Source organism: Streptomyces sp. NPDC050161 (genome assembly GCF_044460025.1).
Classification (GTDB): Bacteria; Actinomycetota; Actinomycetes; order Streptomycetales; family Streptomycetaceae; genus Streptomyces.
Genome location: NZ_JBITJM010000005.1, coordinates 57,688 through 84,012 on the forward strand (window position 1 = coordinate 57,688; position 26,325 = coordinate 84,012).

At 70.7% G+C, this 26,325-nt stretch carries 23 protein-coding genes and 1 tRNA gene; 14 read left to right on the plus strand and 10 right to left on the minus strand.

Annotated elements, in window-relative coordinates:
- Positions 1-151: 151 nt before the first annotated feature.
- From ACIBK8_RS10250 to ACIBK8_RS10260, 3 genes are all read right to left on the minus strand, one after another.
- Positions 152-1,168 carry an LCP family protein gene (locus ACIBK8_RS10250; RefSeq protein WP_399041283.1) on the minus strand — a complete coding sequence of 339 codons (1,017 nt, stop codon included), beginning with the start codon at positions 1,166-1,168 and terminating at the stop codon, positions 152-154.
- A gap of 137 nt (positions 1,169-1,305) precedes the next feature.
- Entirely contained in the window at positions 1,306-4,044 is a 2,739-nt protein-coding gene (locus ACIBK8_RS10255; RefSeq protein WP_399041646.1) for an SUKH-4 family immunity protein, read from the minus strand.
- Positions 4,045-4,049: 5 nt separating this feature from the next.
- Positions 4,050-5,027 (minus strand): HNH endonuclease, encoded by a 978-nt coding sequence (locus ACIBK8_RS10260; RefSeq protein WP_399041284.1) that lies wholly within the window; start codon positions 5,025-5,027, stop codon positions 4,050-4,052.
- Positions 5,028-5,308: 281 nt separating this feature from the next.
- On the opposite strand from ACIBK8_RS10260, the gene ACIBK8_RS10265 reads away from it, so the two are divergent.
- Positions 5,309-5,821, plus strand: a complete 513-nt coding sequence (locus ACIBK8_RS10265) for a YwqJ-related putative deaminase (protein ID WP_399041285.1) — start codon at positions 5,309-5,311, stop codon at positions 5,819-5,821.
- Between the two features lie 8 nt (positions 5,822-5,829).
- Positions 5,830-6,405 carry an SUKH-3 domain-containing protein gene (locus ACIBK8_RS10270; protein ID WP_399041286.1) on the plus strand — a complete coding sequence of 192 codons (576 nt, stop codon included), beginning with the start codon at positions 5,830-5,832 and terminating at the stop codon, positions 6,403-6,405.
- Positions 6,406-6,452: 47 nt separating this feature from the next.
- Here the strand turns inward: ACIBK8_RS10270 and ACIBK8_RS10275 are convergent, their stop codons facing one another.
- The 3 genes from ACIBK8_RS10275 to ACIBK8_RS10285 all read right to left on the minus strand — a co-directional run bounded on the left by ACIBK8_RS10275 (position 6,453) and on the right by ACIBK8_RS10285 (position 10,499).
- Positions 6,453-7,661 carry an acyl-CoA dehydrogenase family protein gene (locus ACIBK8_RS10275; protein ID WP_399041287.1) on the minus strand — a complete coding sequence of 403 codons (1,209 nt, stop codon included), beginning with the start codon at positions 7,659-7,661 and terminating at the stop codon, positions 6,453-6,455.
- A 52-nt stretch (positions 7,662-7,713) separates the two neighbouring features.
- Entirely contained in the window at positions 7,714-8,700 is a 987-nt protein-coding gene (locus ACIBK8_RS10280; RefSeq protein ID WP_399041288.1) for a 2,3,4,5-tetrahydropyridine-2,6-dicarboxylate N-succinyltransferase, read from the minus strand.
- 275 nt (positions 8,701-8,975) lie between these two features.
- Entirely contained in the window at positions 8,976-10,499 is a 1,524-nt protein-coding gene (locus tag ACIBK8_RS10285; protein WP_399041289.1) for a sensor histidine kinase, read from the minus strand.
- A gap of 320 nt (positions 10,500-10,819) precedes the next feature.
- Between ACIBK8_RS10285 and ACIBK8_RS10290 the strand changes: the two genes are divergently transcribed.
- The 5 genes from ACIBK8_RS10290 (at position 10,820) to pth (ending at position 15,082) form a co-directional block, all read left to right on the plus strand.
- Positions 10,820-10,891, plus strand: a tRNA-Gln gene (locus ACIBK8_RS10290).
- A 131-nt stretch (positions 10,892-11,022) separates the two neighbouring features.
- Entirely contained in the window at positions 11,023-12,480 is a 1,458-nt protein-coding gene (glmU, locus tag ACIBK8_RS10295; protein ID WP_399041291.1) for a bifunctional UDP-N-acetylglucosamine diphosphorylase/glucosamine-1-phosphate N-acetyltransferase GlmU, read from the plus strand.
- A gap of 72 nt (positions 12,481-12,552) precedes the next feature.
- Positions 12,553-13,527: a ribose-phosphate diphosphokinase gene (locus ACIBK8_RS10300; protein WP_393683161.1), complete on the plus strand. Its 975-nt coding sequence runs from the start codon at positions 12,553-12,555 to the stop codon at positions 13,525-13,527.
- Positions 13,528-13,731: 204 nt separating this feature from the next.
- Complete coding sequence (locus tag ACIBK8_RS10305; protein WP_399041292.1) at positions 13,732-14,319, plus strand: 50S ribosomal protein L25/general stress protein Ctc; 588 nt, start codon at positions 13,732-13,734, stop codon at positions 14,317-14,319.
- A gap of 175 nt (positions 14,320-14,494) precedes the next feature.
- The gene (pth, locus tag ACIBK8_RS10310; RefSeq protein WP_393683164.1) at positions 14,495-15,082 is read left to right on the plus strand and encodes an aminoacyl-tRNA hydrolase; all 588 of its coding nucleotides are present in this window, start codon (positions 14,495-14,497) and stop codon (positions 15,080-15,082) included.
- Positions 15,083-15,094: 12 nt separating this feature from the next.
- Here pth and ACIBK8_RS10315 read toward each other — a convergent pair whose 3' ends face one another.
- Positions 15,095-15,697 carry a Uma2 family endonuclease gene (locus ACIBK8_RS10315; RefSeq protein WP_399041293.1) on the minus strand — a complete coding sequence of 201 codons (603 nt, stop codon included), beginning with the start codon at positions 15,695-15,697 and terminating at the stop codon, positions 15,095-15,097.
- 111 nt (positions 15,698-15,808) lie between these two features.
- Here ACIBK8_RS10315 and ACIBK8_RS10320 point away from each other — a divergent pair, with 111 nt between their 5' ends.
- Positions 15,809-16,333, plus strand: coding sequence for a hypothetical protein (locus ACIBK8_RS10320; RefSeq protein ID WP_399041294.1), 525 nt, complete (start codon positions 15,809-15,811; stop codon positions 16,331-16,333).
- 73 nt (positions 16,334-16,406) lie between these two features.
- Here ACIBK8_RS10320 and ppc read toward each other — a convergent pair whose 3' ends face one another.
- A complete protein-coding gene (ppc, locus tag ACIBK8_RS10325) occupies positions 16,407-19,196 on the minus strand; it encodes a phosphoenolpyruvate carboxylase (RefSeq protein ID WP_399041295.1) in 2,790 nt (929 codons plus the stop codon).
- 419 nt (positions 19,197-19,615) lie between these two features.
- Between ppc and ACIBK8_RS10330 the strand changes: the two genes are divergently transcribed.
- The 6 genes from ACIBK8_RS10330 (at position 19,616) to ACIBK8_RS10355 (ending at position 25,086) form a co-directional block, all read left to right on the plus strand.
- Positions 19,616-20,596 (plus strand): acyl-CoA desaturase, encoded by a 981-nt coding sequence (locus tag ACIBK8_RS10330; protein ID WP_399041297.1) that lies wholly within the window; start codon positions 19,616-19,618, stop codon positions 20,594-20,596.
- Positions 20,597-20,603: 7 nt separating this feature from the next.
- Positions 20,604-21,290 (plus strand): TetR family transcriptional regulator, encoded by a 687-nt coding sequence (locus ACIBK8_RS10335; RefSeq protein WP_393683172.1) that lies wholly within the window; start codon positions 20,604-20,606, stop codon positions 21,288-21,290.
- 299 nt (positions 21,291-21,589) lie between these two features.
- Positions 21,590-21,880, plus strand: coding sequence for a WXG100 family type VII secretion target (locus tag ACIBK8_RS10340; RefSeq protein ID WP_399041298.1), 291 nt, complete (start codon positions 21,590-21,592; stop codon positions 21,878-21,880).
- 54 nt (positions 21,881-21,934) lie between these two features.
- Complete coding sequence (locus ACIBK8_RS10345; protein WP_399041299.1) at positions 21,935-23,182, plus strand: putative T7SS-secreted protein; 1,248 nt, start codon at positions 21,935-21,937, stop codon at positions 23,180-23,182.
- 19 nt (positions 23,183-23,201) lie between these two features.
- Positions 23,202-24,341 (plus strand): hypothetical protein, encoded by a 1,140-nt coding sequence (locus ACIBK8_RS10350; protein WP_399041300.1) that lies wholly within the window; start codon positions 23,202-23,204, stop codon positions 24,339-24,341.
- Between the two features lie 112 nt (positions 24,342-24,453).
- On the plus strand, positions 24,454-25,086 hold the full coding sequence (locus ACIBK8_RS10355) for a hypothetical protein (protein WP_399041301.1): 633 nt from the start codon (positions 24,454-24,456) through the stop codon (positions 25,084-25,086).
- On the opposite strand, the gene ACIBK8_RS10360 is transcribed toward ACIBK8_RS10355, so the two are convergent.
- Positions 25,076-25,450: a VOC family protein gene (locus ACIBK8_RS10360; RefSeq protein ID WP_399041302.1), complete on the minus strand. Its 375-nt coding sequence runs from the start codon at positions 25,448-25,450 to the stop codon at positions 25,076-25,078. The two genes, ACIBK8_RS10355 and ACIBK8_RS10360, sit on opposite strands and share 11 nt — an antisense overlap.
- Before the next feature lie 57 nt (positions 25,451-25,507).
- Positions 25,508-26,323, minus strand: a complete 816-nt coding sequence (locus ACIBK8_RS10365) for a trans-aconitate 2-methyltransferase (RefSeq protein WP_399041303.1) — start codon at positions 26,321-26,323, stop codon at positions 25,508-25,510.
- Positions 26,324-26,325: the final 2 nt, after the last annotated feature.

A 26,325-nucleotide genomic window follows, 5' to 3' on the forward strand; every position in this document is an offset into this window, starting at 1 on the left:
TCAAGCCCCTCTCCGGCGCGCGATCCCCTCGCCCGCCTCCGCGCCGTCCCGCCCGGTCCGTTCGGCCCGGTCAGTCCCGCACACATCTCTCTGGATAGGTCCGAAGTGGCCGCAAAAAGACACTCCGCCCTTCTCATCCCACCAGGATGCGTCAATTGTTGTCAGAAGTCGGAATTGGATCATCATCGCGCAGGGCCTGGAACAGCCGCCGCGCGCCCTGTTCGTCCCAGACCAGGACCTCGCCCGCGCCCGCCACCGCCACTCCCGGCCGTGCCACCGGCACCGTGACCGCCCGGCCGCCCCCGTCGGTGATCTTCCTCATCGACCGTCCCATACCCACCAGTTCGGCGACACCCGCCCCCTCGTCCACCCGCACCGCGGACAACGCAGTCCCCACCACCGGCCGCCACCGGAACGGATTGAGGTACACCCCGGGCCTGAGCATCCCGTCCGCCACCGCCGATATCAGCTGCCGCTGCCGCTTCACCCGCCCGATGTCGCCCTCCGGGTCGCTGTACCTGGCCCGCGCGTACGCCAGCGCCTGCCGGCCGTCCATCTCCTGGCAGCCGGCCCGGAAATCAGCCCCCGACCTCGCGTCCTCGATCGGCTTGTCCGGACACATCCGCACCCCGCCCAGCGCGTCCACGACCCGCACCAGGCCCAGGAAATCCACCTCGGCGTACCGGTCGATCCGCAGCCCCGTCGCCTGCTCCACGGTCCGTGTCAGCAGCTTCGGACCGCCGTCCGCGTACGCCTCGTTGATCTTGGCGCGGCCGTGCCCCGGCACCGGTACGTAGCTGTCCCGCGGAATGCTGACGAGATACGGGCCGTGGCCGCCGGAGTGCAGCACCATCACCGTGTCGGTGTTCCGCCCGCCGTCGTTGCCGACGTGCAGGTCCTTGCGCTGCGCCGGTGTCAGCCCGGCCCGGCTGTCCGAGCCGACCAGCAGCCAGTTCGTGCCTTGGCCCGCGACCGGCCTGCCCTCGTACGCGCCGAACGCCGCCACCTGGCGCACCTGCCGGCCCGCCCACACGTACAGCGCCGCGCCGCCCGCCGCCACCGGCACCACGAGGACCAGCAACGCCACCAAGGTCCACCGCCACCACGGCCGGCCGCGCCGGCCCGCCCGGTACAGCGTCGACGACGGTGGCGGTATCGGCTGGCCCATATACGCATCGTCAGGGCCCCGGGCCCGTCCCGCAGCCCGAGCGCCCTCCGTGCCCGGCACCCGTCACCCGCGGCGCACGCCCCCGACCGTACGGACGCCGGGCCCCCGCGAGCCCGGCACGCTCCGCACGAAAGGCCCTACAGCAGCCCGTCCCACATCTGTTCCAGCAGGACCGACCACCACGTCTCCGGCGAACCCAGCGCCGGCGGATCCAGCGCGACCAGCTGCGCCTGGAAATCGACCGTCCAGTGGCCGGCCTGCTCCGGCGTCAGCCCGTACCTCAGCCGCCACATCCGCCCCAGCATCGCCAGGCAGCGCGTGAACTCCGGCAGCCCGCTGTTCACGAACTGCGGCGCCGCCGGCTGCCCGCCGGGCCCCGCCTCCACCGGCACCGCGACGATGTTCGCCGTGCCGTACTGCACACACAGCTGACGGCCGAAGTCGTTGCCCATCACCAGATACGAGCCCGCGTCCGGCGCCGGCTGCACCCCGCGCTCCGCCGCCAGCTCCGCCAGCGTCGGCACCGGACGCCCCGGCTGCGCCTGCGCCCAGAAGAACGGCCCGAAGTCGACCGGCAGACCGGCCCACACCAGCATCTGCGCGACCACGTCGGGCACACCCTGCCGGGACACCGCCCGCTGATCGAAGCGGAAGATCCCCTGCGGGCCGAACGACTGCTCCAGCTCCTGCCCGATGACCTGCGGCGGCGCCGGGGGCACCGGCTGCACCTGCGAGGGGTGCGGCAACGGCACCCGCACCGGCGCCGGCCGCGCGGGACCGTCCGCCACCTGGTGCAACTCGCCCTGATGCTCGACGAGATGACGTACACCCTGCTGGCGCGAGGCGTGATCCCTGCCGTACGCGGCGGTGTGGCTGATCCGCACCTGCGGCCAGGTGTCACGGATCATCCGGGCGCAGTAGCCACCCGGCAGATCGCAGCACTCCAGCTCGGTGTGCAGCTCAAGCACCTGCTGCGGCGGAATGTTCATGCCGCGCAGCTCGTGCAGCAGCTGCCACTCCGGATGCGGCAGACCGGGCGCCGACCTGCGCACGATCTTCTGCTCCGAGCCGTCCGGCGCCCGGTAGCTCAGCACCGCCATGTAGCCGGGCCCGACGGTCGGCAGTCCACCGGGCGGCGGCGGATATCCGTACCCGCCCGGGGCGCCGCCCTTCCCGGCGGCGGGCGGAACGGGCGGCCCCGGAGGCGGACCCGCAGGCCCGGCCCCCTGCGGCCCGGCCTGACCGGCAGGCCCCTGAGCAGGCCCCTGACCAGCGGGCCCCGGTACGGCCGCGCCACCGGCGAGCATCGTCGCCGCCGCGTGCACCCCGCCACCGGCACCGGCCGACGGCACGGGCGGCGGCGGAGGCGGCGGACCGCCCTGCCCCGAGGCGCCACGGCCCCCCGCCTGCGCACCGGGCGCACCCGGCGGCTTCGGCGCACCAGGAGGCGCGGGCGGCGGCGGCACACCGGGCCCGCCCGCCGCACCGGCGGAGCCCGGAGCCCCGGCCGCCGCGTCCGGCAGCACGGCGCCGCCGGCGAGCATCGTCGCCGCGGCGTGCACCCCGCCACCGGGGCCCGCGCCCGCACCGCCGGACGGCGCACCCGCACCACCGGCCCCACTGCCCGCGCCGGACGCACCCGCCTCACCGGATCCGTCCACCGCGCTCAAGTCCAGCCCGTCCGCGTCCAGTTGGGACACCAGCTGCGTCGGCACATACCCGCCGGCCGGCGCGCTCGCGCCCGGCGACGGCTCCCCGCCCGGCGCCGCGGACCCCGCACCGGGCGTACCCGGAGCCCCGGGCGGCGGCGGAACAGCCGCGCCCGCACCGGCCCCCGCGGCACCGCCGGGCAGCGCCGCACCGTCCGCGAGCATCGTCGCCGCGGCGTGCACCCCGCCACCGGCACCGGCCGACGGCACCGGCGGAGGCGGCGGCGGACCACCGGGCCCCGAACCACCCGGCGCCCCCGCGCCCTGCGGCACGGCCCCGCCGGACGGCACCGCGCCATCCGGCGGCGGCACATCGGTGACCGGCGCACCGGACGGCGGCGGCAGCTCCGAAAGCCCCGGCACACCGGGCGGCGCCGGAGGCATCGGCGGCACGGCCCCCGGCACACCCGCGCCCGTCCCCGCGCCCGCACCCGACGGCCCACCGGCAGCCGGCCCGTCCACCGCCGGGGCGACCTGCGTACGCGGCAGCTGACTCCCGCCCCGCAACAACTCCGTCTTCGCCTCGGGACGCGCCTGCGGCGCCGCCCCGTCCCCCTCGCCTGCCTCATCGACCTCGTCGATACCGGCGAGCGGCGGCGCGAACACCGTCTCGGGCAACCCCACCGAACGGTCCTCGTCACCCTCGCCCGCGCCCGGCACCCCACCGGCCCCCGACGTCACATTGACCTCGGCCCAGGCATCGGCCGACCCACCGGCATCCGGAACCGCCGACGGCACCGGCACAGCGGCCGACGACGGCGACCCCGCCTGCGCCGCACCACCACGGTCCGCACCACCGGCCGCGTCCGCCACCTCCTGCAACCACTCCGGCGGCGTCAACAGGAACGACGTCGCCTCCAGATCGATCCGCTGCGGCGGCTCCGCGACCCCGCGCCCGCCGTCCGCGACCGCGCCGTACTCCTCCTCGTACCGCCGGATCACCTCACCCACCGGCAGACCGGGCCACAGCGTCGTCTCGCCGCTGTCCCGCGCGATCACCAGCCGGCTCCGCCCGCCCTCGCCGCGCGGACCGCCTTCCCGGTCCTCCGCCCAGGCCACGAAGCCCAGATCGAACTCCCGCACCCGCACCTCACGTTGCTGCGGCCCCGGCACCTCGCCGTTCACCCACAGCTCGGCACGCTCCTGCGCCTGCGCGAACGTCACCACCGCGCTCACCCCTCCACCGGAACGGCCTGCGCGAAGCCACCGTCCACCATCAGGTTCGCCACCGTCTCCAGCTCCGGCGGATTCCCCGCGAGCCGCACCAGGAACTCGTCGAAATCCGCACCGCACGGCAGCAGCAGCCGCTCGACCCGCTCCTGCACCGACCAGCCGTCCTGGTCCCGCGCATCGTCATACGGGCAGAACCACACCGAACCCGGCGCCGAGCCCCGCACCTTCACCGCGACCACGCCGCCCTGCACGAACGCCACACCCAGGAAGTCCTTGGTGAAGTGGTCCCGCAGGCACTTGTTCACATAGACCAGGTCGTTCACCGCCGCGTCATCGCGGACCGTGAAGAACGGCTGGTCCACCAGCAGCCCCAGCTCCGCGTCGAGCGCCGCCCCCACCGGAGCGCACCCGCCCGCCGCCTTCAGGAACGACCGGTACGCGCCGGGCAACCGGTACCCGAGCGACTCCTCGGCCTGCGCCACCTGCTCCTCGCCCACCGAAAGCCCCCGGTGCGGCAGCCCGAAATGCACCGGCCGGGTCTCCTGCAACGGCCGCGTACCCCGCTTGTCGTGCGCCACCGCCGCCGTCGCCAGCCCGCCGTGGTGCCGCAAAAGCGCCTTCACCTCGACCGGAACCAGCTCAAGGCGCCGGGTACCCGCGACGTGATGCCACGTCCAGCCGTGCGGCGTCGCCACCGCGCAGCCGTCCGCCCACAACTCGTGCCCCTGCGCGTGCATCGCCGCGTTCGCCGACACATAGTCCGTCAGCCGCAGTTCGTCGACGCCGAAACCCTCCGGCGGCTCGGCGATCTCCACCGCCGCCCGCGCGTACGGCGAGAACGCCGGGAAACCGTTCCCGTCCATCCGCACACCAGCAGGATGCCGCGCAGCACGGACCGGGTCCGGAAAATGCACAACCTGCCCGGCATAAGCGGTGTTCGGTGGCGCGGCATGCTGCCCGAGCCGACCATTCGTCATCGCGGTGCCCCCTGGCTGATTCTGGCTACTGCGCACAGCCTATGCCGTGCCGCAAGAGCGGACGCCGCGCCCGCCCACCCGCGCGGACACGCCCGCGCACACCCCGAACACCCCTCCGCACCCCACCCGCACCACCCCTCCCGACCTGCCCAGTTGTCCCCCGCACAACGAACCGTCACTCGTCGGTGAACGCGCCGAAGGCCCCCTCGACTACCGCAACGCCCGGCATATTTGGCAGGCTGACCCCCGCAACCGGGGGGTTTGCAGGGAGGGAAAGCACCATGAGCACCACGGCACACCACACCGCCACCTCAGGCGACCCCCGCATCGGCTGGAGCGGCACCGCCGACACCGAGCGCACCCCCGCGCTCCGCCACCGGCGCGACGGCATCCTCCCCACCGTCGGCGCCGCCCTCTCCGTACGCGGCCACACCCTCACCTGCACCGCGAGCAAGGGCGAACACCCCCCGTCCCTGCACCCCCTCGTCCAGGACTTCCTCGACACCCTCGCCACCGCACAACGCGAACGGTTCACCGGACGCTGCCCCGAAGCCGTCCTGCTCTCCCGTCACCTCACCGCCGTCGAAGGCAACCGCGGCAAACGTGCCTCCCGCAAACCCCTCACCAATGGCGAAGCCCGGCGCTCCCTGAAACACTCCAAGATCACCGCCCGTCACATCCGCGAGGACGGCGACCCCCTGCACGGCAGCTACGCACCGCCCTGCCGCTCCTGCGACGCGCTCCTCGCCCACTTCGGCGTCATGCCCATCGGCAGCACGCCCACAGGGAGCTGACCCACACCATGCCGCCCGCCGACCCCCGCGACCAGGGCTCGACCCGCTTCCCGCCGCCCGTCGACATCGCCCTCCACAACGCCGGCTGGACCCCAGGACGCTGGAACATCAAACAGGCCGAGCAGTGGGCCGACGCGCTCCGCGACCACGCCTCACCCGCGGGCCACCGCCACAGCGTCTTCCCCGCGGCCGTCGAAGCCTGGGCCGAGTTCGGCGGCCTGCACATCACCGCCAGCGGCCCCGGCCGGCACATCGCCCCCACCCCCTTCGCCGTCGACCCGCTGCACGGCCTCCACCTCGCCCGCACCCTCGGCGACCTCGGCCGCGCCCTCGACACCCACGTCGCCCCCCTCGGCCAGGAACTCCTCAGCAGCAGCCAGGCCGCGGGCTCCCCCCAGGCGCTCCTCGCCATCGACACCGAGGGCCGCGTCTACAGCCTCGACCACACCGGCGACTGGTACCTCGGCCCCGACCTGGACCACGCCCTCGGCACCCTCGTCCTCGGCACCCGCCCCACCCGCCTCACCGTGCCCACGCCCCCGGCGCCCGAGGCACACGGCACCGCGGTACCGGCCGGCGCCTGAGACGCGTCCGACGGAGCGCGCGGCCCTCGCCGTCCAGGGCGTTCCCCTCAGCTGCGCGCGAGGAGGTGGGCCGTCTCGGCCTGCGGTTCCTCGGTCAGCAGGGAGTGGGCCAGCACGCTGTAGAGCGTGTCGTTGGGGCCGTCGGCGATCCGCAGCCCGCGGATGTCCCGCAGCCGCTTCTCCATCGGGGTGTGCCGGGTGTAGCCCTGGCTGCCGTGCAGTTGCAGGGCGAGGTCGACGGCGCGGTAGGCCGTGTCGGTGGCCAGTGCCTTGGCGGCCGAGCAGGCGGCGGTGTCGACGTCGCCCCCGTCGATGCGCTCCAGCAGCGCGAAACACCAGGCGGTGGCCGCTTCGACCTCGGCGGCTGCCGTCCCCGTCCGGGCGGCGACGGAGGGGATGGCGGCGAGCGGGACGCGGCCCACGTGCCGGCCGCGGGTACGGGCGGTGGCCTCCTGGATCGCGGCCGACGCGGCGCCGAGGCAGACCAGGGCCATCATCAGCCGCCAAGCGGAGAAGTGGGTGTCGAAGATCCGGCGGCCGTCGCCCGGCGCGCCGAGGAGGAAGCCCTTGTCCACCGGGGTGTCGACGAAGTGCAGGTGCCCGAAGCTCCAGCCGCGCATGCCCAGCGGGTCGGTGGTCTCGGTCAGGACGCCCTTGGTGTCGGCCGGCACCCAGACCGCGGACAGCGGCACGCGGCGCAGGTCCGCCGTGCCGGCCTCATCGCGGTCGACGATCTTGGCGAAGACGACGAATCCGCAGGCTTCCTCGATGCGGCTGATCAGCCCCTTCGAGCCGGACAGCGCGTAGTGGTCGCCGCGGTCGGCCAGGACGGTCACAAAGCCGCGCAGGTCCGATCCGGAATGGGGTTCGCTGGACGCCACACCAGCCAACTCGCCTTGCCGTACGACCTGTTCGCGGACGTGGTCGGCGAGCGCGGATGTGCCGTGGTGCACGGCCATGGCGCCGTGCCCCGAGCTGAAGATCTCGCGTGCGTCGCAATCCCGTTGCCCCGCGAGGAACATGGCCATGCCCTGGGCCACCCGGCCGGTCCCGCCGCGCCCGTCCGGGGAGGCGAGGTCGATACCGGTGAGCCCGGCGTCCGCGGCGCGTCGGCGCAGGGCGAGCCAGTCGGGCCGGGTGTCCTCCTCGCAGACCGGTGCGGGGAGGTGGGTGTCCAGGAAGCCGGTGAGCCGGGAGTGCAGCGCCTCAAGTGCGGGGTGCCGGTTCAGGACCGGGATGATGCCGTGGGCTGACATGGTGGAGGATTCCCTTTCTGCCGAGTCGGCGGGGTGTGCGGTGGCCCGGATGTCAGACGGCGGGGGGCTGGGTGCGCAGCGCGTCGTTGAGCCGGGCCTTGTCATGGCGATCGCCCTTCTTCAGACGCTTGATCACCAAAAGGCACGGCAGCCCGAAGGTGCCGCCGTCGAACTCGCGCGGACGGTTCGCGGGCACCGCGACCGTCCACGGCGGGACGACGCCACGGCTGAGTTCCTCCCCGGTAGCGGCGTCGATGACCGGAATGGTGTCGGTCAGCAGGGCACCGGCGCCCAGCACCGCGCCTTCGCCGACCCGGGCGCCGCTGTAGATCATCGAGCGGGCACCGATGAAGGCGTCATCCTCGATCACCACCGGCTTCGCCACCGGCGGCTCGATCATGCCGCCCAGCCCGACCCCACCCGACAGGTGGACATTCCTGCCGACCTGAGCGCACGAGCCGATGCCGACCCACGAGTCGACCAGGGTGCCTTCGCCGACGTACGAGCCGATGCCGATGTGGCTCGGCATGACCACCGATCCCGGGGCCTGGTAGCTGCCGCGCCGGATCACCGCACCCGGCGACACCTGGACGCCGTTGCCGCCGGTCCCGGACTTCAGCGGGAACTTGTCGCAGCTCTCGAACGGGCCGAACCGCAGTTCCGCCGGCACGGCCTGCCGGAGCAGCAGAAGGATCGCGGACTTCAGCCACTCGTGGACCACGACCTCGCCGGCCGTGATCTCGGCGACGCGTACCCGGCCCGAGTCCAGAAGGCCGATCGCCGCGTCGACGGCGGCGACGGCCTCGGGGGAATGCAGGGGAACCTCGTCCCGCCGCTTCCAGAGTTCTTCGATTTCACTGTGCAACATCGCCGTATCGGCGCCGCGGTCGTGCATGGCAGTCAACGCTTTCCCATGGAACGGAAGAAGCCCGGCATCACCTGCTGACATGTCAGAACAGATACAGACATGGCTGGTTATCCCGGGCGGCATGATCGAAGCAGCATCACACCCCTTTGATTCGAAGATCAAATCGAGCATGCGCAAACGTTGCTAAGGCTTAGCGACCTTTTCTCAATGCGAAAGGATGCCTTATCGGGGTGGCACCCTTTCGGCCATAAAGGAGGGCTTTTCAGTCGACGGCTTTCCGGCAGGGCAACCATCGGGCGTGGGCCTGAGCGAAAGGGCGGGCCGTCGGCTCCGCAGGGTTCCGCCTTCCGCCACTCGGCCCGGATCGCGCCCACGGACCCTCAAGAAACCCAGCCGTCCCGCGTCGCTCGCGCGATCCCCCGTCCGCAACCCCCCGGACGGAACACCTACGACGCCTCGGACACGCCCCGGCCCACAGCCCCCACCGGACCGCCGTCCGCACCGCCCTCCGCACCGGCTGCCTCACCGGCGCCGGCACCGTCACCATCGGCCGGCTCATCCGACGGCTCCACCCCCGCCGGCACCACCGCCGACACCCGGAAACCGCCCGCGTCCGTCGGCCCCGCGACGAACACGCCCCCCAGCGCCTTCACCCGCTCCCGCATCCCGACCAGCCCGTTCCCCCCGCTCGGCAGCCCGGCGTCCACCGTCCCGCCGTCCGACAGGCCGTTCTCCACCTGCACCGCCACCTCACCCGCACGGTGCGCCAGCCGCACCCGGGCCCGCGCCCCCGGGGCGTGCTTGTGCACGTTCGTCAGCGCCTCCTGCACCACCCGGTACACGGCCTGCTCCACACCCGACGCATAGCGCCCCGCGGCGCCCTCGACCGACAGCTCCACCGTCATCCCCGCCGCACGCGACTGCCCCACGAGATCCGCCAGCAGCGCCAGCGACGGCCCCTCGGCGTCCCCGCTCCCGGCAACCGCCACCGCACCGGCATCCGGCACCCCTGCCACGTCCGCCACCGCCGTCACCCCCGACGCCGCCCCGGCCTGCGAAGTGGTCGCCTTCGACGCCACCGCGACCAACCGCTCCGGCTCGTCCGACGGCGGCGCCACCCGGCCGCCCGAACCCTCCGCCGTACGCAGCACGCCCAGCATCTCCCGCAGCTCGGTCAACGCCTGACGCCCCATGTCCCCCACCAGACCCGCGTTCCTCGACGCCTTCTCCGGGTCCTTCAACGCCACCGCCTGCAACGCCGCCGCGTGCACCACCATCAGGCTCACGCGGTGCGCCACCACGTCGTGCATCTCCCGCGCGATCCGCGTCCGCTCCTCGTTACGGGCCCACTCCGCCCGCTCCTCGGCACGGTCAGCCAGCAGCGACAGCTCACGCTCCAGGCCGTCCGCCCGCTCCCGCAGGCTCTCCACCAGCCGCCGCCGGGCGCCGACGTACAGCCCCCACAACACCGGCGGCGCCGTCACCACCAGCCCCACCGCAACCGACATCACCGGCACGAACCACAGCGGCGGGTTGAAGTTCTCGGTGGCCAGCACGTCCTGCCGCAGGTTCAAAAACGTCGCGACCAACGTCCCGACGACCGTCATCCCCGCGAGCAGCCCCGTGATCCGACGCGGCACATCCGACGCGGCGAGCGTGTACAGCCCCACCATGCCCAGCAGCGCGCCCATCTCCGCCGGCATCACCGCGATCGACACCAGCACCACGGCAACCGGCCACCGCCGCCGCACCAACAGCACCGGGCCGACCACAAGACCCAGCAGCATCCCCACCCACACCGGCAGCCGCGCCTCGTCCGAGAAACGCGCCCCCTCCACCACACATTCGAGCGCCGAGGCCACCGCCAGCAACGCGTCGAACACGGCACTGCGCCGACGCCCCCACCACCACGGCCCGCCCGCGGGCGCACCCCGCACGCCCTCTCCTGCACTTGCCCCCGTCGCGGTCATACGGACCAGCGTACGGGCGCCCGACCCGGTTCCCCCGGACAGCGCCCGAGCCCGTTCCCGAGCCGTTACGGGCACTTACCCACGGTTATCCATCGAACTATTGAATCGCCCACATTTCCGCCCTTCTCGCACACCCGCACCCGGCACCCCGCTCCCGCGCCGCACACCCACGGCGAGCCCGCCCCCGAATCCTTACGCCCGCCCGCCCGCCGGATCCTGCAGAGCGCTGACCCATACCGTCGCATCGAAGGCTGGTGGTACGGCATAGTGTTGGGGGCCAGGCGATCGAACTGACGACATGTCCGTTCCGTCCGCCTCATTCCCCCGTGGTGTAATTGGCAGCACTGTGGCTTTTGGTGCCATCTGTCCGGGTTCGAGTCCTGGCGGGGGAGCAATATCTCGAAGTACGGACCCCGGGCCCTGACGCGCGCGTCAGGGCCCGGGGTCGTTTCGGCAACAAAACGCACCGGTATCCTTCGGATGACCACCACCCGAAGTAGCCAAGAAGCCGAAGGGCATCCCCGTGAGCGCCAACAGCCCGGCAGCCATCGTCGTTCTCGCAGCGGGTGAGGGAACCCGCATGAAGTCGGTGACCCCCAAGGTTCTGCACGCGATCTGCGGTCGCTCTCTTGTGGGGCATGTGGTCGCCGCCTCCCGTGAGCTGGACCCGGAACACCTCGTCGTGGTCGTCGGCCACGCACGCGAGCAGGTGCAGGCGCACCTGACCGAGATCGACCCCGGGGTGCGCACCGCGGTGCAGCACGAACAGAACGGCACCGGGCACGCCGTGCGGATGGCCCTGGAGGAACTGGGCGCGGGCGACACGGCGCTGGACGGCACGGTGGTGGTCGTCTGCGGTGACACTCCGCTGCTGACGGGCGAGACGCTGCGGCGGCTGAGCGAGACGCACGCGGCGGACGGGAACGCCGTCACGGTGCTGTCGGCCGAGGTGCCGGACGCGACGGGGTACGGGCGGATCATCCGCGACGGTGCGAGCGGCGCGGTCACCGCGATCGTCGAGCACAAGGACGCGAGCGAGTCGCAGCGGGCGGTCCGGGAGATCAATTCCGGGGTGTTCGCGTTCGACGCGCGGCTGTTGGCCGAGGCGCTGGGCAAGGTGCGGACGGACAACAGCCAGGGTGAGGAGTACCTCACGGACGTGCTGGGGATTCTGCGGTCGGCCGGGCACCGGGTGGGCGCGGCGGTCGCCGGCGATCACCGGGAGATCCTGGGGATCAACAACCGGGTGCAGCTGGCCGAGGCCCGGCGGCTGCTCAACGAGCGGCTGCTGGAGCGGGCGATGCTGTCCGGCGTGACGGTCGTGGATCCGGCGACGACGTGGGTGGATGTGTCGGTCGGTTTCGGCGCGGACGCGGTGGTGCACCCGGGGACGCAGCTGCTGGGCGCGACGCAGGTGGCCGCGGGGGCCGAGGTCGGTCCGCATTCGCGGTTGACGGACACGGTGGTCGGTGAGGGCGCGGTGGCGTCGTTCACGGTCGCGGACGGCGCGCGGATCGGCGCGGGCGCGAGCGTGGGCCCGTATGCGTATCTGCGTCCGGGAACGGTGCTGGGCGCGCGCTCGAAGGCCGGTACGTACGTCGAGATGAAGAACGCGTCGATCGGCGAGGGCACGAAGGTGCCGCACCTGTCGTACGTGGGGGATGCGACGATCGGTGAGCACACGAATATCGGTGCGGCGAGCGTGTTCGTGAACTACGACGGCGAGGCCAAGCACCACACCACCGTCGGGTCGCACTGCAAGACGGGGTCGGACAACATGTTTGTGGCTCCTGTCACGATCGGGGACGGCGCGTACACCGCGGCCGGCTCGGTCATCACCAAGGATGTGCCCCCGGGTTCGCTGGCGGTCGCGCGTGGCCAGCAGCGGAATATCGAGGGTTGGGTCGCGCGCAAGCGGCCCGGGAGCGCCGCCGCGCAGGCCGCTTCGACCGCTCGTCCGGAGTCCGAAGGCGAGCGGTGACCGTGCAGGGGGTGCGCCGTGCGGGGCGTACCGTGATTAGCGCACGCAAACAGGGATTCGAGGAGATTTGCTGTGACCGGGATCAAGACGACCGGCGAGAAGAAGCTGATGCTCTTCTCCGGCCGCGCCCACCCCGAGCTGGCCGAGGAGGTCGCGCACCAGCTGGGTGTCGGCCTGGTCCCGACGAAGGCGTTCGACTTCGCCAACGGTGAGATCTACGTCCGTTATCAGGAGTCGGCGCGTGGTGCGGACTGCTTTTTGATCCAGAGCCACACGGCTCCGATCAATAAGTGGATCATGGAACAGCTGATCATGATTGATGCGCTGAAGCGGGCTTCGGCCCGGAGCATCACCGTGGTCGTGCCGTTCTACGGCTATGCCCGCCAGGACAAGAAGCACCGTGGCCGTGAGCCGATTTCGGCGCGGCTGATCGCGGACCTGATGAAGACGGCGGGTGCGGACCGTATCGTCACGGTCGATCTGCACACGGACCAGATCATGGGCTTCTTCGACGGTCCGGTGGATCATCTGTTCGCGCTGCCGGTGCTGGCGGACTACGTCGGCGCGAAGGTGGACCGGGACAAGCTGACGGTGGTCTCGCCGGACGCGGGCCGGGTGCGGGTCGCGGACCGCTGGTGCGACCGTCTGGGCGCGCCGCTGGCGATCGTGCACAAGCGGCGCGACAAGGACGTGGCGAACCAGGTCACCGTGCACGAGGTCGTCGGCGACGTGAAGGACCGGGTGTGTGTGCTGGTCGACGACATGATCGACACCGGTGGCACGATCTGCGCGGCGGCGGACGCACTGTTCGCGAACGGTGCGTCGGACGTGATCGTGACGGCGACGCACGGTGTGCTGTCGGGTCCTGCCGCGGACCGTCTGAAGAATTCGAAGGTCAGTGAGTTCGTCTTCACGAATACGCTGCCGACGCCTTCGGAGCTGGAGCTCGACAAGATCACGGTGCTGTCGATGGCGCCGACGGTGGCGCGGGCGATCCGTGAGGTGTTCGAGGACGGTTCGGTGACGAGCCTCTTCGAGGAGCAGTGACGCGGGTCGTGTCACCGCTGTGATGTAGGTCGGCATTGATCGACTTTGGGGCGGCCTCCCGGCCGGGTAGACTCACGGAGTTGCTCGGCGAGGGAGGCCGCACTTTTTGTGTGTGGCTGGTCCGTAATCGACGCGCTCTTCGTAGCAGGTCTGTCGTGGGCCGGGTAACGGTCAGCAGTTTCCTGAGATACGAGGAGTGCAGTCATGGCTGAGGTCAAGCTTGCCGCCCAGGTGCGTGCCGAATTCGGTAAGGGTGCGGCGCGTCGTGCGCGTCGTGCGGACCTGGTTCCCGCGGTCATCTACGGTCACGGCGCCGAGCCGAAGCACGTGGCGATTCACAACCACGCGCTGATGATGGCCCTGAAGACCCCGAACGTGCTGATCCGCCTGGACGTGGACGGCAAGGACGAGCTGGTCATCCCGAAGGCCGTGCAGCGCGAGGCCATCCGTGGCTTCCTGGTGCACGTGGACTTCCTGGCCGTCAAGAAGGGCGAGAAGGTCACGGTCGAGGTCCCGATCCTGACCGAGGGTGACCTGGCGCCGGGTGCGAACCTGCTGGAGCACCTGCTGAACACGCTGCCCATCGAGGCCGAGGCGACGCACATCCCGGAGTCGGTCACCGTGTCGATCGCGGGTCTGAACGCCGGCGACTCGGTGCAGGCCAAGGACATCACGCTGCCTGCGGGTTCGACGCTGGCCGTCGACGAGGACGCGGTCGTGCTGCAGGTCGTCGCGGCGCAGGCCGAGGCGCCGGAGCCGGCCGCCGATGGTGACGCCTCCGCCGAGGGCTGAGCCGTCGTCCGGTAGGACGTTTTCCAACCGCTGCCGCGCGCCTTTGGGTGCGGGGTGGCGGTTGGGTTGTTTGGTGGCCTGGTGCCGTGTGGTGCGGGTGGGTGGCCGGTCCGGCGGTGGCCGGGCCGGATTCGTGGCTCGGTGGTGTTGCCGGGCGGATGTGGGAGACGTGGAGATGACGGACGCCGATCCGTGGCTTGTGGTGGGGCTGGGCAATCCGGGTCCGGAGTATGCGGGCAATCGTCACAACGTGGGTTTCATGGTGGCGGACCTGCTGGCGGAGCGGATGCGCGGACGGTTCAAGGCGCACAAGGCGCGGGCGCAGGTGGTGGAGGGGCGGGTGGGTCCTCCGGGCACTGCGGGGCGTCGGGTGGTGGTGGCGAAGCCGCAGTCGTTCATGAATCTGTCGGGTGGTCCGACGACGGCGTTGCGGGACTTCTACAAGGTGCCGGTGTCGCAGATCATCGCGGTGCACGACGAGTTGGACATCGATTTCGGCGCCCTGCGGCTGAAGTCGGGCGGCGGGGACAACGGCCACAACGGCCTGAAGTCGATCACGAAGTCGCTGGGCGCGGACTATCACCGGGTCCGGTTCGGAATCGGGCGGCCTCCGGGCCGTATGCCGGTGGCGGATTTCGTGCTGAAGGACTTCGCGTCGGTGGAACGCAAGGAGCTGGACTACTTCGTGGACCGCGCGGCGGACGCGGTGGAGGCGCTGGTCCTGGAGGGTCTGGAGCGGGCGCAGAGCACGTACAACACGTAGCGGTTCAGGGGTTCATGGCTGTTGGAACATGTCCTTGGGGCTGTAGCGGGGCAGGTCGGTGGTGTCGACCGTCCAGTCGCCGAGGGCCGTGCTGAGGGTGACCGGTGTGCCGTACGGGAGGTGCAGCCGGTTCTCGTACGCGGGGCGGCCCTCGGTGCGGCCGATGGCCCACTGGTAGGTGGCGGTGCCGTCGCGCGGGTCGAGGATGAGGTAGTGCGGGATGCCCATGGCGGGGTAGTCGCGAGCCTTGTCCTCGTAGTCGTTGTCGGGGTTGGAGGGGGAGACGATCTCGATGGCGAGGACGATTTCGCGGGGGTCGAGGGGGGCGTCGGTGTCCATGGCGGCACTGGGGCAGACGAGGATGTCCGGGATGCGCAGCTTTCCGAGACCGGCGTCGTCGGTGTCGGTCGCCTCGAAGGCGAAAACGTCGTCAGGGAGCTGCGGGTCGAGCTGCCGGGTTACGCGCTTGGCGGTCAGCTGATGCCGGGGCCGCGGGCTCATCATCATGAGGAGTTTGCCGTCGCTGATCTCGGGCCAGGTGAAGCCGGGCGGCGGCGTGAAGTGATCGCGCAGCTCGCGTAGTTGCCGGTAGACGATCTGCTGTGTCGAGTTCATGGATCCTCCTGTTCCCAGTATGGGGGGCCGCGGCTCCCCGGTGCGTACGGGCGGCGGGTGGGTGCCGGCGGGAGGTTGACCAGGTGCGGGTCGATGGCCAAGGATCCCGCCATGTCCAGACGGAATTCGCGCACCAGTGCGGTCAAACGTAGTCGTACCCGGCGGGCGGGTGAGAGCGCTTATGGGGTGGTGCTGCTCGTCCGGACCGGGTTGTTGGCGTTGCTGGCGTTGTTGTTGCTGGTGGCGGGGGTGTGGACGTCGTGGGGTACGGCGCAGTACGCGATGCTGGTGAAGGCGCGGGAGCGCGGCACGATGACGGTGGCGGCGTGTGCGGATGACCGGTGTACGGGGCCGTATGTGCCGACGGAGGGGGACGGGCGGCGGCGGGCGAAGGTGTCGGTCGCGAAGGTGGCGGCGCCGGACAAGGGGCAGCGCGTCGAGGTGACGGTGCGGGCGGGTACGGCCGATGCGGTGCGGACCGGGCCTGCCGGGATCCTGTACGCGTGGGTGCCGTTCGGGGGTTCGTTGTTGCTGGCGGCGCTGGTGGTGGCCGGGGGGCTGCGGTGGCGGCGGACGGCGTGGGCGATGGGGTGGTGCGGCGCGGCGCTGCTGGTGGCGGCGTTCGTGGCGTTGTAGCGGGGACGGCTGAGACCGACGGCCCGCCTCCTGGTTCGTGCCGGGAGGCGGGCCGTCGTGTGTGCGGGGCGGGTCAGCCGGTGTTGCGCAGGCCGGCGGCGACGCCGTTGACGGTGAGCAGCAGGGCGCGGGCGAGGACCGGGTCGGCTTCTTCGCCGCGGGCCGCGGCCTCGCGCTGGCGGGCCAGCAGGGAGACCTGGAGGTAGCTGATCGGGTCGAGGTAGGCGTCGCGGATGCGGAAGGTCTGGCGCAGGACCGGGTTGGAGTCGAGGAGTTCGCTCTCGCCGGTGATGCGCAGGACTTCCTGGACGGTGAGTTCGTGCTCGGCCTTGATGACGTCGAAGACGTGCTTCAGCTCGTCGGGGACGAGGGTGTCGACGTAGTGCTGGGCGATCCGCAGGTCGGTCTTGGCCAGGGTCATGGCGACGTTGGACAGGAAGTTGCGGAAGAAGTGCCAGTGCTCGTGCATCTCGTCGAGGACGGTGCCGAGACCGGCTTCGCGGGCGGCCTTGAGGCCGGTGCCGACGCCGTACCAGCCGGGGACGATCTGGCGGGACTGGGTCCAGCCGAAGACCCAGGGGATGGCGCGGAGTCCGTCGAGTCCCGCGCCGGAGTCGGGGCGGCGGGAGGGGCGGGAGCCGAGGTGGAGTTCGGCGAGCTGGTCGACGGGGGTGGAGGCGAAGAAGTAGGCGGGCAGGTCGGGGTCTTCGACGAGGTGGCGGTAGGAGCCGTGGGCCGCGTCGGAGACGGTCTCCATGGCGGCGTCCCAGCGGGCGAGCGCCTCGTCGGACTGGCGGGGCTCGGTGTGCAGGGCGGACGCCTGGAGCGTTGCGGCGACGGTCAGTTCGAGGTTCTCGCGGGCCAGGGACGGCACGAGGTACTTGTCGGAGATGACCTCGCCCTGCTCGGTGACCTTGATCTCGCCTTCGAGGGTGCCGTAGGGCTGGGCGAGGATCGCGTCGTGGGAGGGGCCGCCGCCGCGGCCGACGGTGCCGCCGCGGCCGTGGAAGAGGCGCAGGCGTACGCCGTGCCGGTGGGCGACGTCGCGCAGCAGCCGCTGGGCGCGGTGGATCTCCCACTGGCTGGTGGTGATGCCGCCGAACTTGGAGGAGTCGGAGTAGCCGAGCATGACTTCCTGGACGTCGCCGCGGAGGGCGACCAGGCGTCGGTAGGACGGGTCGGAGAGCATCTCGTCGAGGAGCTGGTCGGCGATCTTCAGCTCGTCGGTGGTCTCCAGGAGCGGCACGATGCCGACCTTGGCCCAGCCGGCGTGCAGGTCGATCAGACCGGCTTCGCGGGCGAGCACGGCGGCGGCGAAGACGTCGTCGGAGCCGGCGCACATGGAGATGATGTACGACTCGATGACCTCGGGGCCGAAGGTCTTCTTGGCCTTGAGGATGGTGCGGAAGACGCCGAGGGTCTTGGCTCCGGCTTCGTCGAGGGGCGCGGGGGTGGGGGCCAGGGGCCGGCGGGAGCGCAGTTCCTTGGCGAGGAGCTTGCGGCGGTAGTCGCGGGGCATGTCGACATAGCGCCAGGATTCCTCGCCGAGGCGGTCGAAGAGCTGGCCCAGTGCGTGGTGGTGGGCGTCGGCGTGCTCGCGGATGTCCATGGTGGCGAGCTGGAGGCCGAAGGCGGCGATGGTGCGCAGGGTGCGCTCCAGGCGGCCGTCGGCGACCAGGCCACCGCGGTGGGCGCGCAGTGAGGTCTGGATGAGGGCGAGGTCGTCGAGGAGTTCGGCGGTGCCGAGGTAGTCGCGGCCGGGGACGTGCGGGGTGTCGCCGGCGAGCCGGTCGCGGGTGTTGACGAGCTTCTGCCGGATGCAGGTGGCCTTGAGGCGGTAGGGCTCTTCGGAGTTGAGCCGCTTGTAGCGGGGGCTGATCTCCGGGAGGAGTTCCAGGTCGCGCTGGAGGGAGGCGAGGAGTGCGTCGGTGGCGCCGCAGTTGCGGATGGAGTTGGAGAGGGCGCCGCGCAGCTCGTCGATGTGTTCCAGGGCGTCGGTGATGCCGTGATCGTGCTGGAGGATCAGGACGTCCCAGGTGACCTGGGGGGTGACGTTGGGGTTGCCGTCGCGGTCGCCGCCGATCCAGGTGCCGAAGGTCAGCGGGCGGGTGCCGGCGGGCAGTTCGGTGCCGGCCCGCTCCAGTTCGGCGGCGAGGTCTTCGAGTACGTCGCCGACGGCGCCGCGGCCCAGTTCGTCGAGGTAGTAGATGGCGTTGCGGGCCTCGTCGGTGGGCTCGGGGCGGGCGACGCGCAGTTCGTCGGTCTGCCAGATGAGGTCGATGCTCTCGGCGAGACGGAGGTCGGTGCGGCGGCGCTCGGTGGTGTCCGTGTGGTCGAGGAGTTCGGCGACCTTGCGGAGCTTGGTGAGAACGGAGCGGCGGGCGGCTTCGGTGGGGTGCGCGGTGAAGACGGGGCGTACGCCGAGGTGGGCGGCGGTCTCCCGCAGGTGCTCCGGGTCGGCGTCCTTGAGCATGTCGGCGGTGCGGCTGAGGATGCCGCCTTCCGCGGCGCGCCTGGCGCGCAGCTCGCGGCCACGATGGACCTGCTCGGTGACGTTGGCGAGGTGGAAGTACGTCGAGAAGGCGCGGACGAGCTTGGCTGCGGTGGCGAGGTCGGTGTCGCCCAGGAGCCGGGCGGCGGCCTCGCCGTCGGAGCGGGTCAGCGCGCGGACCTGCTCGACGAGGTCCAGGAGTTCTTGCCCTTCCTGGCGGACGAGGGTCTCGCCGAGGAGGTCGCCGAGGCGGCGGATGTCGGCGCGCAGAGCGATGTTGTCGCCGCGCTCGGCCTCGGTGGCGAGCCCGTTGGCCCGGCCGTTTCCGCTGGAGGTGGGCTCGGCGGCGGAGGTGTTGTCGGCACTGCTCACAGGTGCGGCTCCTTGCATCTCTTTAGGAGGGGGCGTCACACCGCGACGGTTTCCAGGGGTGGCGGGCGGCGCTCCCTGGGGGCGGCGCCTGCGTCTCCTGCGTGTGGCGGGTGACGGGTGGGCACGTCTGGGCTTTGTGGGCGGGATGCGGACCGCGCTGTCCGACGCCCCCAGGATAGGTCTCCCGTTCGGAGGGTGGTCACACCGTCCGCTGTGTGGGCATCTGTGCGGATGGGGCCAAGGGTCGGGCAGTGCTCGCAGGTCACGGCTGTGCGGGGTGGGGGTAGGGGTGCCCGTGTGGTGGGTACTGGCCTGTCACGGCCTTGTCCGCGGTCTCGGCGCTGCCATACTTACGAGACCGTAGGTTACGGTCCCGTAGCCGTAGCCGTGACCCCGAGCCCCCGACGAGGGACACCAACATGACCGCTGGTCCAGAAGCCGTCGAAGAGTCACCCACACCGGCCGGCGCACCGCTGCCGTCCGCGACGCTGGGCGGTGACAGCAAGCGATCCCTTGAGCAGATCACCCTGCTGCTCTTCATCACGGTGCCGTTCCTGGCCCTGCTGGCCGCGGTGCCGCTGGCGTGGGGGTGGGGGGTGAGCTGGCTGGATCTGGGCCTGATGGTGGCGATGTACTACATCGGCTGCCACGGCATCACGATCGGCTTCCACCGGTATTTCACGCACGGCGCCTTCAAGGCGAAGCGCCCGCTGCGCATCGCGCTGGCGGTCATGGGGTCGATGGCGGTGGAGGGGCCTCTGGTGCGCTGGGTGGCGGACCACCGCAAGCACCACAAGTTCTCGGACGCGGAGGGCGACCCGCATTCGCCGTGGCGGTTCGGCGAGACGGTGCCGGCGCTGATGAAGGGCCTGTGGTGGGCGCACATCGGCTGGATGTTCGACGAGGAGCAGACGCCGCAGCACAAGTACGCGCCGGATCTGATCAAGGATCCGGCGATCCGGGCGGTCTCCCGGCAGTTCATCGTCTGGACGACGGTGTCGCTGGCGCTGCCGCCGCTGGTGGGCGGCCTGGTGACGATGTCCTGGGCGGGTGCGCTGAGCGCGTTCTTCTGGGGTTCGCTGGTCCGGGTGGCGCTGCTGCACCACGTCACGTGGTCGATCAACTCCATCTGCCACGCGGTCGGCAAGCGGCCGTTCAAGTCCCGTGACCGTTCCGGGAACGTGTGGTGGCTGGCGGTCCTCTCCTGCGGTGAGTCGTGGCACAACCTGCACCACGCGGACCCGACGTGCGCGCGTCACGGCGTACTGAAGGGGCAGCTGGATTCCAGTGCCCGGCTGATCCGCTGGTTCGAGAAGGCGGGCTGGGCGTACGACGTGCGGTGGCCGAACGCGTCCCGGCTCGACGCCCGGCGCAAGGCGAAGACGGCCCAGGCGGCATGATTGACGGGTGGCGATCGACGGCAGCAACGTGAGCAACGGCAGCAAGGGCACCTCCTCCGGCGCGGGTACCAGGCGGACCCGGCGCGTCCGGATGACCGGAGCGGAGCGCCGTGAGCAGCTGCTCGACATCGGTCGCACCCTCTTCGCCGAGCGTGGCTTCGAGGGCACGTCGGTCGAGGAGATCGCCGCCAAGGCAGGCGTATCCAAGCCCGTCGTCTACGAGCACTTCGGCGGCAAGGAGGGCCTCTACGCGGTGGTCGTGGACCGCGAGATGCGCCAGCTGCTGGACATGGTGACCGGCGCGCTGACCGCCGGCCACCCCCGCGAACTCCTCGAACAGGCGGCGTTCGCGCTCCTCGACTACATCGAGACCTTCACCGACGGCTTCCGCATCCTGGTGCGCGACTCCCCCGTCGCCCAGTCGACGGGCACCTTCGCGTCCCTCATCAGCGACATCGCCACCCAGGTCGAGGACATCCTGGGCCTGGAGTTCAAGGCCCGCGGCTTCGACCCGAAACTGGCCCCTCTCTACGCCCAGGCCCTCGTCGGCATGGTCGCCCTCACCGGCCAGTGGTGGCTCGACGTCCGCAAGCCCAAGAAGGCCGAGGTCGCCGCCCACCTCGTCAACCTCGCCTGGCACGGCCTGGACGGCCTGGAGGCGAAGCCTCGGCTGATCGGGCATCGGAAGAACTGACGGCGGGCGTGCTGCGGGACGCTCGCCGACGAGGGTGCCGACGGCCTCCAGGCCCAGGCATGTGATTTCCCGTACGACGGGGCATGGGAGATATTTCGGTTTCCCCGCGCCGTCGCCATAATTCTCTTTCCGGGCACATCGACTGCTTCCTCTTGGCCGAATATCAACAGATCTCCATGCGGGTCACGTCACTCGTCACGATACGGTGACGGCGACGTCGACACCGGGCGCGGCATCCTTGCACCGGCCCTTCATTCGACTGTCGTCGGAAACACCGGGCGAGCGCGAGGAAATCAGACATGTCCACCGATTTCAAAATCGATGTCGGACGCGTACAGGAAATGCTGAATAAGCTCGCGAACGCAGACGAGCGCATGCGGGACGCCCAGCGCCGCTTGAACAAAGTGGGGCCGAAGGCACTGGGTACCGATGGCCTGGACGATGCCTGCGATGAGTTCCAGGACCAATGGGGCGATGGCATCAAGCGCATCGCGGATGCAGCCAAGGACATCCACGAAAAACTTGGACTGACGCTGGATGCCTACAAGGCGGGCGAAGAAGAGAACGCCAAAATGCTCGGCAAGAAATAGCCGCGGAACCGGCGAGAAGATCAGTCCAGAGGGGCACCCATGTCTTGGCGCAGCATGTTCATCGAAGACGACTCGGCCTGGCCCGGCGTCGGATTCAATCCCGCGAAGGGCGACCTGCACGCGATTCAGGCCCTGGCGTCCGACGTGAAATCCGTCGGTGACGAACTGGACGAACTGGATCACCTGCTCAAAACTGTCGGTAAGAGCGACGGCGCCTGGGAGGGAGAGGCGGCCCGGAATTTTGCGAAGAAACTCGGCGAGCTGCCTAAATTCCTCAAGCAGGGCACCGACTCCATGCACGACTGCGCCAAGGCGTTACGCGGCTGGCACACACATCTCCAGGGGTTCCAGGACAAGGCCGGAAAGATCGAGGCGGAGGCGGCTTCGGCCCGTAAGCAGGCGGACGCGGACCACGATCACTACACCGACCTCTATCAGAAGTACCTGCCGTACTTCGGCCGGCCCATGGAGCCCGAGAAAGCCAAGAGGATCAACGACGAGATGGATGCGGCGTCCGACAGGGCGAAGCATTCCAAGGAAAAACTCGACGACCTCATCCGCGAAGCGGAGCGCATCCAATCCCAGTGGAAGGACCGCGCCGGAGAGGCCGAGCGCGCCATCCTCAAGGCGTCGGAGAACCATCCACCGGACATTCACTGGTGGAACCGAGCGATCGACGGCCTCAAGGAAGGCTGGCGGGATTTCAAGGACTGGCTCGTCGACCACGCCGACCTCTTGTCCACCATTTCGGCGGGCCTGGCCGCAGCCGCCCTGGCCTGCCAGGTCGTGCCTGTCGGCGGTCAGGTCGTCGGCGCTCTCCTCGGCGGTGCTTCCGCGGCCTGCGCGGCCGGAGCGATGGCCGGCCACTGGATGGGGAACGCACGGGGCAACGGCACGCCCGGCTGGAAGATCGGGCTGGATGCGCTGGGGATGGTCCCGGGGGTGGGGGGCCTGGCCAAGGGGGCCATCGCGGGCTTCAAGGAGGCTGCCACAGGCGCGAAGCTCGCGGGGAAGCTGGGTGCGGCCGGCCGGGGGCTGGGCAGCGCGAGAACGGCCGAGGAGATCGCCAAGGGGCTCGGGCAGCCGTTCAGCATGAAGGCGGTCAACTGGGGCCTGCAGAAGTCGTTCGGTGAAGCGGCTCAGCTTTCGGACAAGGCGCAGGCCGCCACGCAGCTGGTCATCAAGGGCGGCTCCACGATCAACGGCACCGTCCATCAGGTTGCGGAGCACCTCGGCGGCGACAAGCAGACGGTCGCGCCGGCACCGTCCGGGCAGCAGTTCCACAAGACCCTGGCAGCCTGAGCAGAGAAGAGAACAACAGGTGTCGTACGCAGTCGCCGACGACGGCGGGGCAGCGACAGTGCTGCCGCCCGAGCGGCAGCCCTCGCGGCTGCACATCGGCTGGATCATGCCGCCCTTCATCCGCGAACTCCCGGTGGACGCACCGGACGCGGACACCGCCGCCGAACGCCTGCACGCGCTGGCCACGGAGCTTCTGCCCGACCACGCGGTGGACGATCAGTACCTCTTCGCGCTCATGCTCGGCGCGCAGTTGGAGCCGATGACGGAAGCCGACGTGATCTATGCCGGTCTCTGTTTCCTCGAATCGGACGGTCGGCCCAGCGCCTCCACCATCGTCGTCAGTCAGGTCCCGCACGAGAGCGAGGACGACGAGCAGTTGCTGCGGCAATTACACGAACTCCTTGAGCGCAAACACCCGCAGGACGACTACCGGCGAGTGGAACTGCCTTGCGGGCCCGCGTTCACCCGGATCGGCTCATCCGACGTCATTCTTGCCGCAGGGGTGTCACCCACCGGCCAGGATCTCCCCGTCCAGCAGTCGCAGATCCAGGTGTACATCCCGCTGCCCGGCAGCCGGGAAATGCTGATTTTCGCGCTCGACTGCCCGTCGCCGGACGCCTGGGGCCTGCACTCCGAACTGTTCGCCGAGATACTCAAAACGATCGACTGGGGCACGGATCAGGAGATCGAGGACTACCGGGCCATCCGGCAGGGCGGCCCGGCGGCTGCCGCGGAGCCGGATCCTGCGGTGGAGCAGGAGTTGTACTGGCACTCCAGTCGCCTGCTGGACGTGGTCGCGCTGCGCGGAATGGTGGACGGGGACCGGAAGGTCAACTCGATTACCTGCGAGGCGTGTTGGGGCAAAGGACTGCGCACCTCTTGTTCGGCTCAGCACAGCTGGCGCGTTTCCGGGGTGAACGTCGGCGCTCTCCCGGACGCGCTCTCCCGGATCGCGGCGTCGTTCACCACCCAGGGGTGGCAGACGGAATCTGCGGGAGCGGGCCAGGGCGTACGTGCGCAGGCCGGAGATTCCGCGCCGCAGCGGTCGCGGGGATTCACCTTCACGGTGTCCGTGGAGGCAGCGGACGGCGCGCTCACGGCCGTGGTGAGGTCCCCGTGCAGCCGCGTTGCCACGGCCGTTGATTCGCTGTTCGGCTGACGGTGCCACCAACAGGCGACAACCACGTCATGGCCGGGAACGTGGCTTGATGCCTCATTCCGCCTGCCGCACCTCCGATTTCCGACAACGACATTTCAAGGGGCTGACTTATATGTGGGACAAACTGGAGCGAAAAGTTACGGAGGCCCTGGAGGGCGGCGGATACGGGGCCTTCGCCGGTGGTTTCGCCGTTGACCGGGCCGACTCCGACAACGGTTCGGCCTCCGGTGACGTGCCACGGGCGAGGCGGCCTGAAGTTCTGGTGGGGCACGGCGGGATCGGCACGCCTTTTGCGAAGCTCGGAAAAGCGCTTTTCGGCATCCTGACCAATGACGTACCGGCCCTGTCCACCACCACGGCCACCGACGACCTGGCGGTACGGAAGAAGCGGCAGGCGGGCAACGGCGCGTTCTTCGGCACGTGGGACAGCCTGGCCGGGCGGTGGCTGGCGGCCGGACAGCCGCGCAGCGCGTCGGGTGTGACCACGACCGTGGCACTGACCGACGGGACGATGCGCTTTGTCTACGTACAGTCCCGCCGCCTGTCGGGAAAGCTTGGCAACGCCGTGGAACCGGGGGCAGCGTTTCCGCGTGACGCGCTTGTCTGGACCCGGCGGAGCAACACGTTCCGGGACGTCCAGTTCGGATTTGCGGACGGGTCGTGGGGGACGTTGCTCGTGCCCGATATGGACGATTTCCTGGAGTATTTCCCGGAGACGCTCAGCCACCAGCAACCTATTCCGTAACGGCCCCCACCGCCTCCAGGAACTCCAGTCGGTTCCCCACCGGGTCGGTGGTGTGGAAGCGGCGGTGGCCCGGGAGGTTGTCGTCCCAGGTGAGGGGGGTGCCGGTGGTGGTGAGGCGGGCGGCGAAGGCGGTGATGTCGTGGACGCGGATGCCGGGGTGGGCCTTGGGGGACGGGTGGTGGTCGGGGTCGATGCCCAGGTGGAGGTGGGCCGTGCCGGACTGGAACCAGCAGCCTCCGCGGGTGGCGAGTGCCGGGGGTTTGGGGACTTCGGTCATGCCGAGGGTGCCGGCGTAGAAGGCCCGCAGGGCGGGTTCGCTGCCCGGGGGTGCGGCGAGCTGGACATGGTCGAGGCCGGTGATCACGGCGCACCTCCTGGTGGGCGGATGTGGATTACGGGCGGCGGGGCGTGGGCCGCCCGCTCACGGCTTGTGGGCCACGGCGAAGATGCGGCGGAAGGGGAAGGCCGTGCCGTGGCGGCCGGGCGGGTATGCCTTGCGCAGCAGGTCGCGGTATTGGGAGAGGAATTCGTCGCGGGCGGACGGGTCGTCGGCGAGTGCGGTCAGGACGGGGCGCAGGGCGGTGCCCTTGACCCAGTCGAGGACCGGGTCCTCGCCCTGGAGCAGTTGGACGTAGGTGGTTTCCCAGACGTCGGTCGTGCAGCCGAGGTCGGTGAGGAGTTCGAGGTAGCCGGCGGGCTGGAGGATGTGGACGTAGCGGCGGCCGTGTTCGCCGAGGCGGGCGCGCCATTCGGGGGCGTCGCACAGCTCGCCGAGGAGGGCGTGGCTGGGCGAGGTGAAGTTGCCCGGTACCTGGAAGGCGAAGGTGCCGCCGGGGGTGAGGGCGTCGATCCAGCGCTCGAAGGATTCGGGGTGGTTGACGACCCATTGGAGTGCCGCGTTGGAGACGATCAGGTCGTAGCGCTCCGTGGGGGCCCAGTCGGTGGCGTCGGCGGGTGCGAAGTCGATGAGGCCGCCGCCCGGGGTCGGCCCTGCGTAGGAAGCGGCCTGTTCGAGCATGTGGGGCGAGCTGTCCAGGCCGGTGATGTGGGCGTCGGGCCAGCGGTCGGCGAGGAGGACGGTGACGTTGCCGGGGCCGCAGCCGAGGTCGGCGATGCGGGCGGGACGGCCGGGCGCGGGCAGTTCCGGTATGCGGGTGAGCAGGTCACGGAACGGTCGGGTGCGGTGCTCGGCGTGCCGCAGGTACTGCTGTGGATCCCAGGTGGGTGCAGCGTGCATGG

Excerpts from the sequence above, each read along its gene's own strand:
- ACIBK8_RS10365 (WP_399041303.1), bottom strand. The coding sequence starts at position 26,323 with ATGCACGCTGCACCCACCTGGGATCCACAGCAGTACCTGCGGCACGCC.
- ACIBK8_RS10315 (WP_399041293.1), bottom strand. The coding sequence starts at position 15,697 with ATGAACTCGACACAGCAGATCGTCTACCGGCAACTACGCGAGCTGCGC.
- ACIBK8_RS10250 (WP_399041283.1), bottom strand. The coding sequence starts at position 1,168 with ATGGGCCAGCCGATACCGCCACCGTCGTCGACGCTGTACCGGGCGGGC.
- ACIBK8_RS10320 (WP_399041294.1), top strand. The coding sequence starts at position 15,809 with ATGTCCAGACGGAATTCGCGCACCAGTGCGGTCAAACGTAGTCGTACC.
- ACIBK8_RS10265 (WP_399041285.1), top strand. The coding sequence starts at position 5,309 with ATGAGCACCACGGCACACCACACCGCCACCTCAGGCGACCCCCGCATC.
- ACIBK8_RS10275 (WP_399041287.1), bottom strand. The coding sequence starts at position 7,661 with ATGTCAGCCCACGGCATCATCCCGGTCCTGAACCGGCACCCCGCACTT.
- ACIBK8_RS10340 (WP_399041298.1), top strand. The coding sequence starts at position 21,590 with ATGTCCACCGATTTCAAAATCGATGTCGGACGCGTACAGGAAATGCTG.
- ACIBK8_RS10285 (WP_399041289.1), bottom strand. The coding sequence starts at position 10,499 with ATGACCGCGACGGGGGCAAGTGCAGGAGAGGGCGTGCGGGGTGCGCCC.
- ACIBK8_RS10280 (WP_399041288.1), bottom strand. The coding sequence starts at position 8,700 with ATGCTCGATTTGATCTTCGAATCAAAGGGGTGTGATGCTGCTTCGATC.
- pth (WP_393683164.1), top strand. The coding sequence starts at position 14,495 with ATGACGGACGCCGATCCGTGGCTTGTGGTGGGGCTGGGCAATCCGGGT.
- ACIBK8_RS10260 (WP_399041284.1), bottom strand. The coding sequence starts at position 5,027 with ATGACGAATGGTCGGCTCGGGCAGCATGCCGCGCCACCGAACACCGCT.
- ACIBK8_RS10330 (WP_399041297.1), top strand. The coding sequence starts at position 19,616 with ATGACCGCTGGTCCAGAAGCCGTCGAAGAGTCACCCACACCGGCCGGC.
- ACIBK8_RS10355 (WP_399041301.1), top strand. The coding sequence starts at position 24,454 with ATGTGGGACAAACTGGAGCGAAAAGTTACGGAGGCCCTGGAGGGCGGC.
- ACIBK8_RS10305 (WP_399041292.1), top strand. The coding sequence starts at position 13,732 with ATGGCTGAGGTCAAGCTTGCCGCCCAGGTGCGTGCCGAATTCGGTAAG.
- ACIBK8_RS10345 (WP_399041299.1), top strand. The coding sequence starts at position 21,935 with ATGTTCATCGAAGACGACTCGGCCTGGCCCGGCGTCGGATTCAATCCC.
- ACIBK8_RS10270 (WP_399041286.1), top strand. The coding sequence starts at position 5,830 with ATGCCGCCCGCCGACCCCCGCGACCAGGGCTCGACCCGCTTCCCGCCG.